20 protein-coding genes are annotated in these 15,973 nt (G+C 66.5%); 7 read left to right on the top strand and 13 right to left on the bottom strand.

Annotated elements, in window-relative coordinates; all coding sequences use genetic code 11:
* The gene (locus tag KF707C_RS01235) at positions 1-603 is read left to right on the top strand and encodes a hypothetical protein (protein ID WP_003455674.1); all 603 of its coding nucleotides are present in this window, start codon (positions 1-3) and stop codon (positions 601-603) included.
* 18 nt (positions 604-621) lie between these two features.
* Here the strand turns inward: KF707C_RS01235 and mtgA are convergent, their stop codons facing one another.
* Positions 622-1,314, bottom strand: coding sequence for a monofunctional biosynthetic peptidoglycan transglycosylase (mtgA, locus tag KF707C_RS01240; RefSeq protein WP_003455663.1), 693 nt, complete (start codon positions 1,312-1,314; stop codon positions 622-624).
* A 66-nt stretch (positions 1,315-1,380) separates the two neighbouring features.
* Here mtgA and KF707C_RS01245 point away from each other — a divergent pair, with 66 nt between their 5' ends.
* The 5 genes from KF707C_RS01245 to KF707C_RS01265 all read left to right on the top strand — a co-directional run bounded on the left by KF707C_RS01245 (position 1,381) and on the right by KF707C_RS01265 (position 5,232).
* Complete coding sequence (locus KF707C_RS01245; RefSeq protein WP_003455662.1) at positions 1,381-1,755, top strand: DUF423 domain-containing protein; 375 nt, start codon at positions 1,381-1,383, stop codon at positions 1,753-1,755.
* Positions 1,756-1,857: 102 nt separating this feature from the next.
* Complete coding sequence (thiS, locus tag KF707C_RS01250; RefSeq protein ID WP_003455661.1) at positions 1,858-2,058, top strand: sulfur carrier protein ThiS; 201 nt, start codon at positions 1,858-1,860, stop codon at positions 2,056-2,058.
* A gap of 82 nt (positions 2,059-2,140) precedes the next feature.
* Positions 2,141-2,935, top strand: coding sequence for a thiazole synthase (locus KF707C_RS01255; protein ID WP_003455660.1), 795 nt, complete (start codon positions 2,141-2,143; stop codon positions 2,933-2,935).
* A gap of 79 nt (positions 2,936-3,014) precedes the next feature.
* Positions 3,015-3,734 carry a tRNA (guanosine(46)-N7)-methyltransferase TrmB gene (gene trmB, locus KF707C_RS01260; protein ID WP_036993808.1) on the top strand — a complete coding sequence of 240 codons (720 nt, stop codon included), beginning with the start codon at positions 3,015-3,017 and terminating at the stop codon, positions 3,732-3,734.
* Between the two features lie 154 nt (positions 3,735-3,888).
* A complete protein-coding gene (locus KF707C_RS01265) occupies positions 3,889-5,232 on the top strand; it encodes a DUF1329 domain-containing protein (RefSeq protein WP_036993868.1) in 1,344 nt (447 codons plus the stop codon).
* A 101-nt stretch (positions 5,233-5,333) separates the two neighbouring features.
* Here the strand turns inward: KF707C_RS01265 and KF707C_RS01270 are convergent, their stop codons facing one another.
* The 12 genes from KF707C_RS01270 to KF707C_RS01325 form a co-directional block, all read right to left on the bottom strand.
* Positions 5,334-5,588 (bottom strand): hypothetical protein, encoded by a 255-nt coding sequence (locus KF707C_RS01270; protein WP_003455651.1) that lies wholly within the window; start codon positions 5,586-5,588, stop codon positions 5,334-5,336.
* A gap of 52 nt (positions 5,589-5,640) precedes the next feature.
* Positions 5,641-5,964 carry a DUF3392 domain-containing protein gene (locus KF707C_RS01275; protein ID WP_003455650.1) on the bottom strand — a complete coding sequence of 108 codons (324 nt, stop codon included), beginning with the start codon at positions 5,962-5,964 and terminating at the stop codon, positions 5,641-5,643.
* 57 nt (positions 5,965-6,021) lie between these two features.
* On the bottom strand, positions 6,022-7,191 hold the full coding sequence (hemW, locus tag KF707C_RS01280) for a radical SAM family heme chaperone HemW (protein WP_036993805.1): 1,170 nt from the start codon (positions 7,189-7,191) through the stop codon (positions 6,022-6,024).
* A gap of 32 nt (positions 7,192-7,223) precedes the next feature.
* Positions 7,224-7,820 carry an RdgB/HAM1 family non-canonical purine NTP pyrophosphatase gene (gene rdgB / locus KF707C_RS01285; RefSeq protein WP_003455648.1) on the bottom strand — a complete coding sequence of 199 codons (597 nt, stop codon included), beginning with the start codon at positions 7,818-7,820 and terminating at the stop codon, positions 7,224-7,226.
* Positions 7,817-8,236: a DUF4426 domain-containing protein gene (locus KF707C_RS01290; protein ID WP_003455646.1), complete on the bottom strand. Its 420-nt coding sequence runs from the start codon at positions 8,234-8,236 to the stop codon at positions 7,817-7,819. Before KF707C_RS01290 ends, rdgB begins: the two co-directional genes overlap by 4 nt.
* Positions 8,237-8,253: 17 nt before the next feature.
* Entirely contained in the window at positions 8,254-8,874 is a 621-nt protein-coding gene (gene metW / locus KF707C_RS01295; RefSeq protein ID WP_003455645.1) for a methionine biosynthesis protein MetW, read from the bottom strand.
* Positions 8,875-8,877: 3 nt separating this feature from the next.
* Positions 8,878-10,017 carry a homoserine O-succinyltransferase MetX gene (metX, locus tag KF707C_RS01300; protein ID WP_003455644.1) on the bottom strand — a complete coding sequence of 380 codons (1,140 nt, stop codon included), beginning with the start codon at positions 10,015-10,017 and terminating at the stop codon, positions 8,878-8,880.
* Positions 10,018-10,127: 110 nt separating this feature from the next.
* Positions 10,128-12,116 (bottom strand): dynamin-like GTPase family protein, encoded by a 1,989-nt coding sequence (locus KF707C_RS01305; RefSeq protein ID WP_003455643.1) that lies wholly within the window; start codon positions 12,114-12,116, stop codon positions 10,128-10,130.
* A 215-nt stretch (positions 12,117-12,331) separates the two neighbouring features.
* A complete protein-coding gene (locus tag KF707C_RS01310) occupies positions 12,332-12,628 on the bottom strand; it encodes a DUF167 domain-containing protein (protein WP_003455642.1) in 297 nt (98 codons plus the stop codon).
* Positions 12,625-13,218: a YggT family protein gene (locus tag KF707C_RS01315; protein WP_003455641.1), complete on the bottom strand. Its 594-nt coding sequence runs from the start codon at positions 13,216-13,218 to the stop codon at positions 12,625-12,627. The genes KF707C_RS01310 and KF707C_RS01315 overlap by 4 nt, the downstream gene beginning before the upstream one ends.
* Positions 13,219-13,232: 14 nt before the next feature.
* On the bottom strand, positions 13,233-14,051 hold the full coding sequence (proC, locus tag KF707C_RS01320; protein WP_003455640.1) for a pyrroline-5-carboxylate reductase: 819 nt from the start codon (positions 14,049-14,051) through the stop codon (positions 13,233-13,235).
* Positions 14,052-14,065: 14 nt separating this feature from the next.
* Entirely contained in the window at positions 14,066-14,758 is a 693-nt protein-coding gene (locus tag KF707C_RS01325) for a YggS family pyridoxal phosphate-dependent enzyme (RefSeq protein WP_003455639.1), read from the bottom strand.
* 165 nt (positions 14,759-14,923) lie between these two features.
* Here KF707C_RS01325 and pilT point away from each other — a divergent pair, with 165 nt between their 5' ends.
* The gene (gene pilT, locus KF707C_RS01330; RefSeq protein WP_003455638.1) at positions 14,924-15,958 is read left to right on the top strand and encodes a type IV pilus twitching motility protein PilT; all 1,035 of its coding nucleotides are present in this window, start codon (positions 14,924-14,926) and stop codon (positions 15,956-15,958) included.
* Positions 15,959-15,973: the final 15 nt, after the last annotated feature.

Below are 15,973 nucleotides of genomic sequence, written 5' to 3' on the forward strand. Positions count from 1 at the left end.
ATGCCCCTGCCGCTCCTGCGTTCCAGCCACCTGACGCTGTTCGCCGTCATCGCCGCACTGTTCTTCGCCCTGGCGTTGTGGATGAGTCGGCAGGGCGCGGACGCCGAGCCGATGCCCTGGCTGACGACCTGGGGCACGGACGTGATCGAACCACTGGCCGATGACCAACTGAGCCTGACGCAGCTGGCGGGGCAGGCCCCCGGAGAGCTCTGGCTGCAGCCCCGGGCGGGCGGACCGCGCCTGGTGTATCGGGCGCAGCTGGATCGGGAAGAGGGCGCCTGGCGCCTGGAGGCGCAGCTGGGGCTGACGGCCAGCGAGCACGAGAGCCTGGCCAGGGCGCTGGGCAAGAGCACCGACGAGCAACCACTGAGTGGCGCCATGCTGGACCAGCTCGGCGGTCATCGCGTGGCGGTGCTGAATCTGGTGCCGATGGCGGTGATTCCGGCGGCGCGTATTGCGGCCAGTCTCGGCGCCCCCCGACTGCGTTTGCGCACCGGCGAAGGCGAAGCCTGGATCTACCCGCGCCAGGGGCTCAGCGTCCACCTGCTGGACGACCAGGTGCAACTGCTGCACCTGGTGCCCCGGGAGGCGATGAAGCATTGAGCGCCGGTGCGTCTCGCCTCAGAGGCGCTCGAGGTAGGATGCACCGCCCAGCTGCGCCATCTGCCGACGTATCCAGCTGGCCCTGCGGGCGACATAGCCGCTGGGCCGCGAGGCGCTCCACTGGCGCGGGTTAGGCAGCACCGCGGCGAGCAGCGCGGCCTGCTGCCGTGACAGGCGGGCGGCGGGCACGCCGAAGTGATGCCGGGCGGCGGCATCGGCGCCGAACACCCCATTGCCCCACTCGGCGCTGTTGAGATAGACCTCGAGGATCCGCTGTTTCGGCCAGAACAGCTCCATCAATCCCGTGAACCAGACTTCCAGGCCCTTGCGCAGCCAGTTGCGGCCGGACCAGAGGAACAGGTTCTTGGCCACCTGCTGGCTGAGGGTGCTGGCACCGCGTACCGAGCCGCCGCGCTCGTTGTGGGCCAGGGCCGCGCGGATGGCGGGGACGTCGAAGCCCCAGTGCTCGGCGAATTTCTGGTCTTCGGCCGCGATCACCGCGATCTTCAGGTTATCGGGCAGGTCGTCCCAGGCCACCCAGTCGCGCCGGAGGTCGATGGGCTTGCCGTCGATCCAGGACGCCACCTTGCGCTCCACCATCAGCATGGTGCCGGGCGGCGGTATCCAGCGGAACAGGATCACCAGCAGCACGGACGCCGCCGCGAACCAGAGCAGCAATTTGAACAGGCGGCGGCGAATGGTGCTGAACATGCTGGGTTGGCCCGGGGAAATTTGCGCGCCATTATAGCGGCCGTCCGTCCTCTGTCTGGAGTCCCCATGGCGCGCCTTTTCCTGCTGCTCTCCGCGTTCGCCGGTTTCACCGGCGTGGCACTCGGCGCCTTCGCCGCCCATGGACTGAAGAGCCGCCTGAGTCCCGAGCACCTGGCGGTGTTCCAGACCGGCACCCATTACCAACTGATCCACGCCCTGGCGCTGTTCGGTGTCGCCCTGCTGTCCCTGCACCTGCCAGGGCGCCTGGTGAACCTCGCGGGTGGCTTCTTCGCATTCGGCATCCTGCTGTTCTCCGGCAGCCTCTACCTGCTGACCCTCTCCGGCATCGGCAAGCTGGGCATCATCACCCCATTCGGCGGCCTTGCTTTTCTCGCCGGCTGGCTCTGCCTGGGGCTGGCGGCCTGGCGATCGCTGACCTGACCCTGGCGTCAGATTGTGGGACGAATGGTGCCCTTTTGCCTTGGTGCGGCGCGGCGATCGGGCTAGAATGCCGACCCCTTTTCCAGATCTGACCGACCCGTCATGCGCATCCTGTTGAACGGCGAATCCTTCGAGCTGCCCGACGGCCAGACCGTCGCGGACCTTCTCAACCGCCTGGACATGGCTGGCCGCCGCGTCGCGGTCGAGCTCAACCTCGATATCGTGCCGCGCAGCCAGCATGGCGAGACGGTGCTGCGCGAGGGCGATCGGATCGAGGTGGTGCACGCCATCGGTGGCGGCTAGTCGAGCCGACCCGCAATCGCTCCGCCCGGCACGCCCCGTCGCCTGCCTTCGTGAATTTCCCACTGCCCGCCAGGAGTCCAGCATGAGCCAAACGCCGATCGACAAGCCCTTCACCCTTGCGGGCCGTACCTATCAATCGCGCCTGCTGGTGGGCACCGGCCGCTACAAGGACCTCGAGGAAACCCGCGTGGCCATCGAGGCTTCCGGTGCCGAGATCGTCACCGTCGCGGTTCGGCGCACCAACCTCGGCCAGAACCCGGGCGAACCCAACCTGCTGGACGTGATCTCTCCGGAGAAGTACACCATCCTGCCCAACACCGCCGGCTGCTACGACGCCGAGGAAGCGGTGCGCACCTGCCGCCTGGCCCGCGAACTGCTGGATGGCCACAACCTGGTCAAGCTGGAAGTGCTGGCCGACCAGAAGACCCTTTTCCCCAATGTCGTCGAGACCCTCAAGGCCGCCGAAGTGCTGGTCAAGGACGGTTTCGACGTCATGGTCTACACCAGCGACGACCCCATCATCGCCCGCCAGCTGGCCGAGATCGGCTGCATCGCGGTGATGCCGCTGGCCGGCCTGATCGGCTCCGGCATGGGCATCTGCAACCCCTGGAACCTGCGCATCATCCTCGAGGAAGCCAAGGTCCCGGTGCTGGTGGATGCCGGCGTGGGGACCGCCTCCGATGCCACCATCGCCATGGAACTGGGTTGCGAGGCCGTGCTGATGAACACCGCCATCGCCCATGCCCAGCACCCGGTGCTGATGGCCGAAGCGATGAAGCACGCCATCGTCGCCGGGCGCCTGGCCTATCTGGCCGGTCGCATGCCCCGCAAGCTCTACGCCAGCGCCTCCTCGCCGCTGGATGGCATGATCCGCTGAATACCCGCTCACGATCAGCGGCGCGAGCTCGCAGGATTGTGAACAGGTGCTGCAAGTTTCACTGACAGGTTTTCCCACGATGATTGAAGAACAGGGCTTGCCGGCCGCCGCCGACGAAACGCGCCACCACCGCACCATCAAGAGCTTCGTGATGCGGGCCGGGCGCATGACCGAAGGCCAGCAGCGCGGCCTCGACCAGGGCTGGCCGAAGTACGGCCTGGAGCTGGCCGATGGTCTCCGGGACTTCGATGCCCTGTTCGGCCGCAGCGCGCCGCGCACCTTCGAGATCGGCTTCGGCATGGGGCACGCCACCCTGGAAATGGCCGCCAACGCGCCGGACCAGGACTTCATCGGTGTCGAAGTGCACCGTCCGGGTGTCGGCGCCCTGCTCAACGGCGCCCTGTCCCAGGGGCTGACCAATATCCGCGTCTACAGCTGCGACGCCCTGGAAGTGCTGCGCGACTGCGTCGCCGATGCCAGCCTGGATCGCGTCCTGCTGTTCTTCCCGGATCCCTGGCACAAGTCCCGCCATCACAAGCGTCGCATCGTACAGCCGGCCTTCGCCGAGCTGGTACGGCAGAAGCTCAAGGTGGGTGGCGTGCTGCACATGGCCACGGACTGGGAGCACTACGCCGAGCACATGCTGGAGGTGATGAACGCCGCCCCCGGCTACCGCAACCTGGCGGAAGACGGCCGCTTCGTGCCGCGCCCGGATGAACGCCCCGTGACCAAGTTCGAGCGTCGTGGCGAGCGCCTTGGCCATGGCGTCTGGGACCTCAAGTTCCAGCGCATCGATTGACCGCATGCCGCCCGTGCCGGGCGGCTTGACGGCCCCTATCAGACCGGGCCCACCCGGCACCTCACCTGATCCGACGAGAGCGCCGCCCGTCATGGCGGGCGCCATAAGAATAAGAGCGGCGCAGTGCCCCTGGCGCCGTTAGGAGAAGGCTGTGTTGTTGAAGACTTTCGGATATCTGCTCCTGGCCGGCTGCGTGCTGCAGGCCCACGCCCAGGTCGATGCCACCCAGGCAGCTCGCCTGGGGCAGGACCTCACTCCACTGGGCGGCGAACGCGCCGCGTCCGCCGATGGCGTCATCCCGGCCTGGGATGGCGGCCTGGCCACACCGCCGGCGGGTTACCAGCGCGGCATGCACCACCCCGATCCCTATGCAGGCGAGAGCCCGCGGCTGGTCATCGATGGCCGCAATGCCAGTGAATACGACGCCCTGCTGACCCCGGGCCACAAGGCTCTGCTGGCGCAGCATCCGGACTACCGCCTGCGCGTCTTCCCCACCCATCGCAGCGCCGCCGCGCCCCAGCGCATCTACGACGCCACCCGCTTCAACGCCGAGAACGGCAGGCTGATCGCCGGAGGCAATGGCGTGGAAGGCGTCGCCGCCGGCATTCCCTTCCCGATTCCGGCCAACGGCCTGGAGGCGATCTGGAACCACATCCTCCGCTACCGGGGGGAGCAGGTGCACTTCACCACCAACCAGGCGGCGGTGCTGGCCAATGGCAGCTACAACCTGTTGAAACTGGAGCGCGACATCTACTTCGTCTACGGCCGCGAGGGCATGACGCCGGCCAACCTGGAGAACACCCTGTTCTTCTACAAGTACCGCGTGGTGGCGCCGGCCAAGCTGTCCGGTTCGGCCCTGGTGGTACAGGAGACCCTCGACCAGGTGCTGTCGATCCGCAAGGCCTGGCGCTTCAACCGCGGCGAGCGTCGCGTGCGTCGCCTGCCCATGCTGGCCTACGACACCCTGCAGCCCGACACCAACGGCATGGCCACCGCCGATGTGGTGGACGCCTACAATGGCGCGCCGGACCGCTACGAATGGCAACTGCTCGGCAAGCGGGAAATGCTGGTGCCCTACAACAGCTATGCCCTTCACCAGAAGGGCATCCCCTACGAGCGCATTCTCAAGACCGGCTACGTGAATCCCGATCTGCTGCGCTACGAGCAGCACCGCGTCTGGGTGGTGGAGGCCAGCCTGCGCAAGGGCTTCACCCACCCCTATGCCAAGCGTCGTTTCTACCTGGACGAGGACAGCTGGCAGATCCTCGCCGTGGATCTGTATGACCGGGACGGCCAACTGATCGGCCTGCAGGAAAGTCACCCCATCAGCTACTACGATGTACCCATGTTTGGCGGCACCCTGGAGAGCCTCTACGATTTCGTCGGAAATCGTTACTTTGTCGATGGACTCGACAACAACGAACCCATGTATGATTTCAACGCTCCGCTCAGCCCAAGGGATTTCACTCCCCAGGCGCTGCGACGCGAAGGCAATTGAATTCCGGCCTGCCTGGCCATCCCAGCCGCCCCTCGGGGCGGCTTTTTAATGGGCGCCTGGACGCGTTGGGCGCCCTGCGAACCGTCGCGTGGCCGAGGCCCTCAATTGATCAGTTCGGCGCCGGTGATGGTGGCTTGCGGCAGGGCGGGAGGCGCTGGGCTGATCTGCAGGTACTTGATGCTTTCCCGGGGGATCAGCAGCAGGTCGCCGTCCACCTCGATGCTGAGGAAGGGGGATTCCAGCTGGCGGCGCAGGCCCCGGGCCACGTCGATCGGATCGGCGGACTGCTGGGGAAAGCGCAGGGCCAGGCGCTGTCCGTCCTGGAAGTGCAGGTAGAGGTGCTTGATCGGCTTCATGGGCGTGCTCCCAGGTGGTCGGCGGCCGGGGCCGCCGGGGAGTCCGCCGGCCTCAGTTGCGATCGGCGATCACGCCGATCACGAAGAAGACTAGTAGCAGGACGGGCGCCAGGGTGTAGTTATTGAAGTAGCCCAGCCCCTTCACCAGCCAGGGCGTGAGGTAGATCATCGCCAGGCCGTAACCCACCGCGCAGAGCAGCACGAAGAGCAGGGTGCGGAAGAGGAAGTTGAGGCTGCCGATGCGTTGCTGCACCCAGGCATTGATGGACGGGCCGAACAGCACCAGCAGCGTGGCCATGATCGCCAGGGCGATGTCATTCAGGTGCCCGCGGCTCCAGCGCGAGAGGGTGGCGATCAGGTCCAGTACGACGTCCATCCGGTTTCCTTGAGGGTGGGTTCGAGGGCAGACGATTCCAAATCCCTGGCCGGGTCGTCAAGGCAGGAACTGCTGCAGCAGGTCATTGAGGAAGAGTTGGCCCTGGGCGGTGGCGGTCAGCCGTTCGCGGTCCGTCGACAGCAGGCCCCTGGCCTCGGCTTCGGCGCGACCGGCCGCGAGGACGTCCAGCGGCAGGCCGGTGCGTTGGGTGAACAGCTCCACCGGCGCGCCGTCCGTGAGGCGAAGCACGTTCATGAGGAACTCGAAGGGCAGCTCGTCCGCCTCCAGCACGCGTTCTCCCGCCAGGTAATGCTTGGCCGGGTCCAGGTAGTCCTTGGGCAGGCGGGTTTTCCAGCTGCGCATGATGCGCCCGTCCGGGCTGCTCAGCTTGGCATGTGCGCCCGCGCCTATGCCGAGGAAATCGCCGAAGGTCCAGTAGTTCAGGTTGTGCCGGGCACGCCGGCCTTCCCGGGCGTAGGCGGAGACCTCGTACTGGGCGTAGCCGTGTTCGGCCAGCAGGGCCTGTCCGGCCTCCTGGATGTCCCAGAGGACGTCATCCTCGGGCAGCGTGGGCGGCTGGCTCCAGAACACCGTGTTCGGTTCCATGGTCAGCTGGTACCAGGACAGGTGCGTCGGGCCCTGGGCGATGGCGGTGCGCAGGTCCGACAGGGCGTCGTCGAGGGACTGGTCCGGCAGCCCGTGCATCAGGTCCAGGTTGAAGTTGTCGAAGCCGGCCTTGCGCGCCATGTCGGCGGCGCGGATGGCTTCGCCACCGTCGTGGATGCGGCCGAGGGCCTTGAGCTTGGCCTCCTGGAAACTCTGCACGCCGATGGACAGCCGGTTGATCCCGAGCTGGCGGTAGGCGGCGAACTTGGCCTGCTCGAAGGTGCCCGGGTTGGCTTCCAGGGTGATCTCGATATCGCGGGCGAAGGGGACCCGCTGCTCCACGCCATCCAGCAGCCTGCCCAGGGCGTTGGCGCTGAACAGGCTGGGTGTGCCGCCGCCGAAGAAGATGGAGGTCAGTTCGCGCCCGTGGACGTGATGCAGGTCCTGCTCCAGGTCGGCGAGCAGGGCGTCGATGTAGGCCTCTTCAGGGAGCTCGGAGCCCGCGGCATGGGAGTTGAAGTCGCAGTAGGGACATTTGCGCACGCACCAGGGGATATGCACGTACAGCGCCAGCGGGGGGAGCTGGAACACCGGGCTGACGGGGCCGGGCGAGCTCGGCATGCCGTCGCGTTGCCCTGAGCCTTTGGCGGCGCTCATTGAAGTCCCAGGCGCTGCTTGAGCAGGGCCATGGCGCGGGCGCGGTGGCTCAGGCGGTTCTTGTCGACGGGGGCCAGCTCGGCGGCGGAGCAGCTGCATTCGGGGACCCAGAACAGCGGGTCGTAGCCGAAGCCCTGGTCGCCCCTGGGCTCGAACAGGATGCTGCCGCGCCAACTGCCTTCGCAGAGGATCGGCAGCGGGTCGTCGGCATGGCGCATCAGGGCCAGGCTGCAGATGAATTGCGCGCCACGCTCGGCTTCCGGCACGTCCGCCAGGACTTCCAGCAGCTTGGCGTTGTTGGCGGCGTCGCCCTGGCCATTGGCGTATCGCGCCGAGTAGATGCCCGGGGCGCCGCCGAGGAAGTCGACCGCCAGGCCTGAGTCGTCCGCCAGGGCCGGCAGCCCGGAGACGCGGGCGGCGTTGCGGGCCTTGAGAATGGCGTTCTCGACGAAGGACAGGCCGGTTTCCTCCGGCTCGACGTCGGTGAACTCGGCGATGGAGCGTACCTTCACGCTATCGCCGAGCATGGCCTGGAGTTCCTTGAGTTTGCCGGCGTTGTGGCTGGCCAGCACCAGTTCGTTGAAGGGCATCATTCGTCCGGGAAGAATTCCTGATCGAAGCTGAAGCTGTGGGACGCCTCGTCTCCGAGTTGGACAGTGAGGGTGAAGTTGAGCATCTCGCGTTCACCGGTGGGGAACTGGGCCAGGTAGTAGATGGCCTCGCCTTCGGTCACCTGCTTGAACTGCAAGGGGGTGACGCGGCCCAGCAGGTTCTTCACCTGGCCGCTGACCTGGGCGGTACTGGCCTTGCCGGCCTTGAGCACGGCGACGTTGACCACACCCTGGGTCTTGCTGCGGGTAAGGCCCACGGCGGCGGCGATGTCCGGCTGCAGGAAGCTGGAGTTGAAGGCGTTGTAGTGGACCTCGACGTCGCCGAAGGTCTGCTTGCGCTCGGCGGCGGCCGGCAGCGCGAGGCAGAGGGCGACGAGAAACAGGGCCAGGCGGCGCATGATGGATCTCCTCTGGTTCATACCGCGACGCGGTGATCAGTGAGGCCGGGACCGCTGACGCGATAGATGCCGATCTCACCCATCAGATTAGGCCAAAGGCGGCTGGGCAGGTTGTGCCGGTGTTCGTGGTCCACCGCCAGGCGGTCGAGGACCTTCACGTGCATCTCGCGGCACAGCTCCTCGAAATCCTTGAAGGTGCAGAAGTGAATGTTCGGGGTGTTGTACCAGGTGTAGGGCAGGAACTCCGACACCGGCATGCGCCCGTTGCGCGCCAGGTACCAGCGGCAGCGCCAGTGGCCGAAGTTGGGGAAGGTGATGATGCACTGGCGGCCCACCCGCAGCATTTCCCGGAGGATGCGGTCGGGGTAGTGCACGGCCTGCAGGGCCTGGGTCATGACCACCACGTCGAAGCTGTTGCTGGCGAAGTTGCCCAGGCCCTTGTCCAGGTCCTGTTCGATGACGTTCACCCCGCGATCGATGCAGTGGGCGATGTTTTCCGGGTCGATTTCCAGGCCATAGCCGCTGACCTGCTTGGTGTCGCGCAGGTAGGCCAGCAGTTCGCCACGGCCGCAGCCGAGGTCGAGTACCCGGCTGCCGGCGGGAATCCAGTCCTGGATGATTTCGAGGTCGGCACGCATGGGTTACACCGCAATCCTGTTCATGTAGCTGCTGAAGGCCTGGAGGTAGCGCGGGATGGGCATGAGGAAGGCGTCATGGCCCTGGGGCGCGTCGATCTCCAGGTAGCTGACGTTCTTCCGCGCCGCCATCAGGGCGTCGACGATTTCCCGGGAGCGGGCCGGGGAGAAGCGCCAGTCGGTGGTGAAGGACATGACGCAGAAGTCCGCCTTGGCGCCGGCCAGGGTGCGCGCCAGGTCGCCGTCGTGGGCGGCCGCCGGGTCGAAGTAGTCCAGCGCCTTGGTCATCAGCAGGTAGGTATTCGCATCGAAGCGCCCGGAGAATTCCTCACCCTGGTAGCGCAGGTAGCTTTCCACCTGGAACTCCACGCTGTGGAAGTCGTAGTTGAGCTTCTCGCTCTTCAGGCCGCGGCCGAATTTCTCGCCCATGGCGTCGTCCGACAGGTAGGTGATGTGGCCCACCATGCGTGCCAGCATCAGGCCGCGCTTGGGGATCACGCCCTGCTCCTGGAAATGGCCGCCGTGGAATTCCGGGTCGGTGAGGATGGCCTGGCGGGCCACCTCGTTGAAGGCGATGTTCTGCGCCGAGAGCTTCGGCGCCGAGGCGATGGCCAGGCAGTGGCGGACCCGCTCGGGGTAGCTGATGGTCCACTGCAGGGCCTGCATGCCGCCGAGGCTGCCGCCCACCACGGCGGCCCACTGGGCGATGCCCAGGGCGTCCGCCAGGCGCGCCTGGCTGTTGACCCAGTCTTCCACCGTCATCACCGGGAAATCCGCGCCGAAGGGGGCGCCGGTGGCCGGGTTGAGGCTGGAAGGGCCCGTGGAACCGTTGCAGCCACCCAGGTTGTTCAGGCTGACGACGAAGAAGCGGTTGGTATCGATGGCCTTGCCCGGGCCGATGCAGCTGTCCCACCAGCCGGGTTTGCGGTCTTCCATGCTGTGGTAGCCGGCTGCGTGGTGATGGCCGGACAGCGCGTGGCAGATCAGCACCGCATTGCTGCGGTTGGCGTTCAGTTCGCCGTAGGTTTCATAGACCAGTTCGTAATCGGCCAGGCTGCGGCCACAGGCCAGCGCCAGCGGCTCGGTGAAACGCTGCACCCTTGGGGTGACCAGGCCGACGGAATCTGCGGGAATGGCGGTGGGCATCGCGACCCTGCTCTCGATTTGGGAAGGGCGCCAGTCTAAAGAGCGTCGCCCCCTGCGGCAAGCGCGGGGGAAGGCGGGCAAAGCGTTGATTCATCAGGCCTGGCGCGGCTTCAGGCGGACTCGCTACCGCGTCGGCGATGGGCCGCCAGGGGCAGGTTGACCACCTTGGCCATGCGCTGCATGGGGGAGGGGCGGCGGAAGGTGCGGAGCATGTCGTTGGCTTCGGCGATCTGCTGCTCCAGCTCTTCGGTGTAGCGCTCCAGCTGCTGGCCGCGCTGCCGGGTGAGCTGGGTTTCCTGGGCCAGGGCCTTGAGCCGCAGCATGTGGGTCTCCAGCAGCTGCTTGTGCTCCAGGGTGTGTTGCATCAGGGGCGTCAGCGCTTCGCTGGCCCACTGGGAAACCTCCAGGCGCAGGCGTTGGTGCATGCCCACCAGCTCCAGCACCAGGGTGTCGAAGAAACGCTTGCCGAGCTGGTTCTGTTCGGTGAGCAGGGTGATGGGATGGAGTCGGAACTGGTCGGCCTTCTCCCGCAACTGGGCCAGCTCCCGCAGGTAGCGCTGGACATTGAACTGAGGTGCCTCGACCCCCTGTAGCGGGTTCTCCTCGTTGTGCCGCTGGTAGATGGCCGCGACCATCTTGTTGGCCAGGTCCGCCTCGTGCTCCAGGCTGCGCAGGTCCATCTCCACCGCGTGGAAGAACTTCAGGATGCCCTGGTTGATGCCGAGGGTGGTCCAGCTGCCGGTAAGCTCCCGACGCAGGCGTTCGAGGTGTTCGTCCAGGCGCTCGGCACGGGCCGCGCTGCGCAGGGCCTCGCCCTGGCGTTTGAGCAGGCGCTGGTTGGTCTTCAGGCCCAGCAGCCGGCGGTGATGGCGGGCGTGGTCTTCCTTGGTCCGGGCGGTGAGCTCGAAGAGCATCTGGCCGTTGTCCTGCTGGTGGGTGTCGAGCATCGCCTGCTGCTCGCGGACCTTTTCCAGGCGCAGGTTGAGCACATGCAGGCTGTTCTGCAGCAGGGCCATCAGCTGGTTGGAGACGTTCTCCTCCATCAGCCGCTCCTTCTGGCTGATGATGCGGTCGCAGAGCAGTCCCTCCAGCGCGCCCACCCGGCTTCGGGCGAGCAGCTCGGAGTCATTGCGCACCTTGGCCAGCAGGGCCTGCTTGGCCGACAGCGGCAGCACGTCCTCGCTGCTGATGCCCAACTGGCGGGCGGTGGTTTCCTGGACGCGGCGGATGGCGTTCTGCACGAAGCCCTCGCCGGCCAGGTCGTCCCAGAGAACGTCGATCTTGTTCAGCACGGCGAAGAGGTGGGCCTGGGTGTCCTCGTCCAGCTGGCGGATGTGCTGCTGCCAGATGTCCATGTCGCTGGCGGTGACGCCGGTGTCCGCCGAGAGCAGGAAGACGATGGCCTGGGCACTGGGCAGCATCGAAAGGGTCAGCTCGGGCTCGCTGCCGAGGGCGTTCAGGCCCGGGGTATCGAGGATTCGCAAGCCCTTGCGCAGCAGGGGATGGTCGAAGTTGACCATGGCGTGGCGCCACGCCGGTACCAGCACTTCGCCGGGGCGGCCGGTGGCTTCCAGCATGTCGGGGTGGAAGCCGAGCTGGATGGCCTGTTCCACCGGCATCGGCTTGGTCCGGGCCACCTGGGCGAAAGCCTGGACCATGTTGTCCGGGTCGCTCGGGTCCAGGGGGATGTTGACCCAGTGCCGGGGGGCTCGCTTGAACTGCGCCACGCTGGCCTCCGCCATGCGCGACTCGATGGGCAGCAGGCGGATGTAGGAGCGTTCGGAGCGTGGGTCGTGGAACAGTTCGGTGGGGCACATGGTGGTGCGCCCGGCCTGGGACGGCAGTATGCGCTGGCCGTACTCGGAGAAGAACAGGCAGTTGATCAGTTCGGTCTTGCCGCGGGAGAACTCGCCGACGAAGGCCAGGGTGATGTGATCGGTACGCAGCAGGCGCTGGGCCCGTTCCAGTCGGGTGGAGAGCGTGTCGGAGATGAGGCGGTTGCGTTCGAGCCAGCTTCTGTAACGGGTGATTTCCCGCAATAGCTCACGCTTCCAGCCAACATAGGCGTCGACCTGCTGACCGAGACGCTCCATGCTCATTCGGGCTCTCCTCGCGATCACGCATCCTGCGTACGGGAATGGACGAACTTTCGGGCCGGTGTGTCGACTGCGCTGGCGGTGCGGACCGCTCCGGCCGGAGGAGGGGCGCTCCGGGGCGGGGAAAGGACGAATTGCCAACCTGACATTGCTGGGCATTATGCGCCCGCCTGAGGCGCCGTCAATCGCCGGCGCGCCGGTGTCCGCCTTAAGGTCGGTCAGGAGGGCCGAGCGGTCAGGCCCGGCAGGTCGGGGAGGGTCCTGGGCTTCTGGATCCTGATCCGTTTCTGGCGGTTGAGCTCGCCACTTTCCAGGCTCACCTGACTCTTGGCGACGCCGAAGGCCTCCGCCAGGAAGGCCATCAGGTGAGCGTTGGCCTTGCCATCCACCGGTGGCGCGGTGAGGCGGATCTTCAGGCGCTCGCCATGCAGCCCGGCGAACTCGTCACGGCTCGCCTTGGGCTGCAGGTGGCAGTCGAGGATCAGGTCCTCGCCCGCCCAGCGATACCAGGTCACAGGAAGGGGCTGAGGATCTGCGGCATGCCGGTCATCGCCGCCAGGTTGCCGATGACCAGCATGTCCAGCAGTTTCAGCGCTATGAAGGCGAAGATCGGCGAAATATCCAGGCCGCCCAGATTCGGCAGCAGCTTGCGGAAGGGCATCAGCAGCGGTTCGCAGAGCTGGTTCACCAGTTGGGCGCCGGGGTTGTGGCTGCCCGGGGCGACCCACGAAAGGATCACGCTGATGATCAGGGCGAAGAAGAACACCTTCAGGAACAGCGAAGTGACGCCGATGATGGACCAGATCAGCAGTTGCAACAGGTAGCCGCCGACGCCGTAGCCCATCAGGGTCAGGGTGACGATCATCAGCAGCAGCTGAACCAGGATGGCCAGCACCAGGGAGGCGAGGTCGAGGCCGCCGAAGCCCGGGATGATCTTGCGCAGGGGATTGAGCAGCGGCTTGGTGGCGCGCACCACGAACTGACTGAGGGGGTTGTAGAAGTCCGCCCGCACCAGTTGCAGGATGAAACGCAGCAGGACGATCAGCAGGTAGAGGCTGCCGAGGGTCTGGATCACATAGATGGCGGCGGTGTTGAGTCCGGTCATCGAGAAAGGCTCCCTTATTGGCCCAGTTGTTCGGCCAGTTCTGCCGAGCGCCGGTCGGCGGCGTTCAGCGCCTGTTGCACCAGGGCTTCGAAGCCACCGGCCTGGAAGGTCTTGATCGCCGCTTCGGTGGTGCCGTTGGGCGAGGTCACCCGGCGGCGCAGTTCGGCGGCATCCACATCGCTGGAAACCGCCATGCGGGCGGCGCCCAGGGCGGTCTGCAAGGTCAGTTGCTCGGCGGTCTCGCGGGGCAGGCCGAGCTTCTCGCCGGCGGCGGTCATGGCCTCCATCAGCAGGAAGAAATAGGCCGGGCCGCTACCGGAGACGGCGGTCACGGCGTCGATCAGCTTCTCGTCGTCCAGCCACAGCGCGATCCCCACGGCGGCCAGCAGCTCGCCGGCCTGCTGGCGCTGGGTGGCGCTGACCTCGGCGTTGGCGAACAGGCCGCTGGCGCCCTGGCCCACCAGGGCCGGGGTGTTGGGCATGCAGCGCACGATGGGGCGCGGCCCCAGCCAGGCGGCCAGGCTGGCGCAGGTGATGCCGGCGGCGATGGACACCACCAACTGCCCGGGCTGAAGGCTCGGCGCCAGGGCCTGGCAGACGGCTTTCATCACCTGGGGCTTGATGGACAGCACGACGATGTCGGCATCCTTCACGGCCTCGGCGTTGTCGCCAAGGACCTGGATGCCGTGTTCGGCGCTGACCTTGGCGCGTTGTTCGGCGCCGGGGTCGCTGGCGACGATGCGTTCGGCGTCGACGCCCTTGGCGCGCAGGCCGCCGATCAGGCTGGCGGCCATGTTGCCGGCGCCGATGAATGCGATGCGGGGAGTGCTCATGGAGGCTTCCTTAGTCAGTTCGCGGGCTGGCCGTAGTCGCGGGCACCGAACAGCGCGGTGCCGATGCGGACCCAGGTGGCGCCTTCGGAGATGGCGGCTTCGAGGTCGTGGCTCATGCCCATGGACAGGGTATCCAGGGAGGGGTTCAGGGCCGCCTGCAACTGGCGCAGGCGGGCGAAGGCGGCGTGCTGGGCGGCGACGTCCTCGGTGGGTTCGGGGATCGCCATCAGGCCGCGCAGGCGCAGGTTGGGCAGTTCCGCCACGGCGGCGGCCAGGGCCGGCAGTTCCTCCGGAGCGCAACCGGACTTGCTCGTCTCGCCGCTGACGTTCACCTGCAGGCAGACGTTAAGCGGCGGCAACGCCGGCGGGCGCTGGGCGGAGAGGCGCTCGGCGATCTTCAGCCGATCCACCGAGTGCACCCAGTGGAAATGTTCGGCAATGGCTTTGGTCTTGTTGGACTGGATCGGACCGATGAAATGCCAGGTCAGGTCCAGGTCGCCCAGTTCGGCCTGCTTGGCCAGGGCTTCCTGCAGGTAGTTCTCGCCGAAATCGGTCACGCCGCAGGCGAAGGCCTCGCGGATGGCGGCGGCCGGTTTGGTCTTGCTCACGGCCAGCAGGCCGACGCTTGAATGTTCTCGCCCTGAGGCTTGCGCTGCCTCACGGATACGCGCGCGAACCTTTGCAATATTGTCTGCTATCGTGGACATTACCTGCGCTCTACAGCCCGGCCTGAGTGGGGTCTGCGGCATTCTAACTGCCGCCGGAGAATGTAGCGAGCGACGGCCAGGCGGGTCGGCTTCCACTGCCCGGTGCCTGGCGCACGGAATTATTTCAGCGGTTCTCGGACCGTTTGCCTGGAATTGGGGAGTCCCATGGACATTACCGAGCTGCTGGCCTTCAGTGCCAAGCAGGGCGCTTCGGACCTGCATCTCTCTGCCGGCCTGCCGCCCATGATTCGCGTCGACGGCGACGTCCGCCGGATCAACCTGCCGCCGCTGGATCACAAGCAGGTTCACGCGCTGATCTACGACATCATGAACGACAAGCAGCGCAAGGATTACGAGGAGTTCCTGGAGACCGACTTCTCCTTCGAAGTCCCCGGCGTCGCGCGTTTCCGGGTCAACGCCTTCAACCAGAACCGCGGTGCGGGCGCGGTGTTCCGGACCATTCCCTCCAAGGTCCTCACCATGGAAGACCTGGGCATGGGCGAGATCTTCAAGAAGGTCTCCGACGTACCCCGTGGCCTGGTGCTGGTCACCGGGCCCACCGGTTCGGGCAAGTCCACCACGCTGGCAGCCATGCTCGACTACCTGAACAGCACCAAGTACCACCATATCCTCACCGTGGAAGACCCCATCGAGTTCGTCCACGAGTCCAAGAAGTGCCTGATCAACCAGCGGGAAGTCCATCGCGACACCCTGGGCTTCAACGAGGCCCTGCGCTCGGCCCTGCGTGAGGACCCGGACATCATCCTGGTGGGCGAGATGCGCGACCTGGAGACCATCCGTCTGGCGCTGACCGCCGCGGAAACCGGCCACCTGGTATTCGGCACCCTGCACACCACCTCCGCCGCCAAGACCATCGACCGGGTCGTCGACGTGTTCCCGGCCGAGGAGAAGTCCATGGTGCGCTCCATGCTGTCCGAATCCCTCCAGGCGGTGATCTCCCAGACCCTGCTGAAGAAGATCGGCGGCGGTCGGGTAGCGGCCCACGAGATCATGATTGGCACCCCGGCGATCCGTAACCTGATCCGCGAGGACAAGGTGGCGCAGATGTACTCCGCCATCCAGACCGGCGGCTCTCTCGGCATGCAGACTCTCGACATGTGCCTCAAGAGCCTGGTGGCCAAGGGACTGGTCAGCCGCGAAAGCGCGCGGGAAAAGGCCAAGAGCCCGGAAAACTTCTGAACCGCCTGAGCGGCG

Origin of the sequence: Pseudomonas furukawaii (assembly GCF_002355475.1) — a bacterium.
Taxonomy (GTDB): Bacteria; Pseudomonadota; Gammaproteobacteria; order Pseudomonadales; family Pseudomonadaceae; genus Metapseudomonas; species Metapseudomonas furukawaii.

Bases quoted from the DNA above. Each gene is read 5' to 3' on its own strand.
- KF707C_RS01275 (WP_003455650.1), bottom strand. From the start codon at position 5,964: ATGGACGTCGTACTGGACCTGATCGCCACCCTCTCGCGCTGGAGCCGC.
- KF707C_RS01255 (WP_003455660.1), top strand. From the start codon at position 2,141: ATGAGCCAAACGCCGATCGACAAGCCCTTCACCCTTGCGGGCCGTACC.
- metW (WP_003455645.1), bottom strand. From the start codon at position 8,874: ATGCGTGCCGACCTCGAAATCATCCAGGACTGGATTCCCGCCGGCAGC.
- hemW (WP_036993805.1), bottom strand. From the start codon at position 7,191: ATGCCGAGCTCGCCCGGCCCCGTCAGCCCGGTGTTCCAGCTCCCCCCG.
- KF707C_RS01270 (WP_003455651.1), bottom strand. From the start codon at position 5,588: ATGAAGCCGATCAAGCACCTCTACCTGCACTTCCAGGACGGACAGCGC.
- KF707C_RS01305 (WP_003455643.1), bottom strand. From the start codon at position 12,116: ATGAGCATGGAGCGTCTCGGTCAGCAGGTCGACGCCTATGTTGGCTGG.
- proC (WP_003455640.1), bottom strand. From the start codon at position 14,051: ATGAGCACTCCCCGCATCGCATTCATCGGCGCCGGCAACATGGCCGCC.
- KF707C_RS01235 (WP_003455674.1), top strand. From the start codon at position 1: ATGCCCCTGCCGCTCCTGCGTTCCAGCCACCTGACGCTGTTCGCCGTC.
- KF707C_RS01290 (WP_003455646.1), bottom strand. From the start codon at position 8,236: ATGCGCCGCCTGGCCCTGTTTCTCGTCGCCCTCTGCCTCGCGCTGCCG.
- thiS (WP_003455661.1), top strand. From the start codon at position 1,858: ATGCGCATCCTGTTGAACGGCGAATCCTTCGAGCTGCCCGACGGCCAG.
- pilT (WP_003455638.1), top strand. From the start codon at position 14,924: ATGGACATTACCGAGCTGCTGGCCTTCAGTGCCAAGCAGGGCGCTTCG.
- trmB (WP_036993808.1), top strand. From the start codon at position 3,015: ATGATTGAAGAACAGGGCTTGCCGGCCGCCGCCGACGAAACGCGCCAC.
- rdgB (WP_003455648.1), bottom strand. From the start codon at position 7,820: ATGATGCCCTTCAACGAACTGGTGCTGGCCAGCCACAACGCCGGCAAA.
- KF707C_RS01245 (WP_003455662.1), top strand. From the start codon at position 1,381: ATGGCGCGCCTTTTCCTGCTGCTCTCCGCGTTCGCCGGTTTCACCGGC.
- KF707C_RS01315 (WP_003455641.1), bottom strand. From the start codon at position 13,218: ATGACCGGACTCAACACCGCCGCCATCTATGTGATCCAGACCCTCGGC.
- mtgA (WP_003455663.1), bottom strand. From the start codon at position 1,314: ATGTTCAGCACCATTCGCCGCCGCCTGTTCAAATTGCTGCTCTGGTTC.
- KF707C_RS01325 (WP_003455639.1), bottom strand. From the start codon at position 14,758: ATGTCCACGATAGCAGACAATATTGCAAAGGTTCGCGCGCGTATCCGT.
- metX (WP_003455644.1), bottom strand. From the start codon at position 10,017: ATGCCCACCGCCATTCCCGCAGATTCCGTCGGCCTGGTCACCCCAAGG.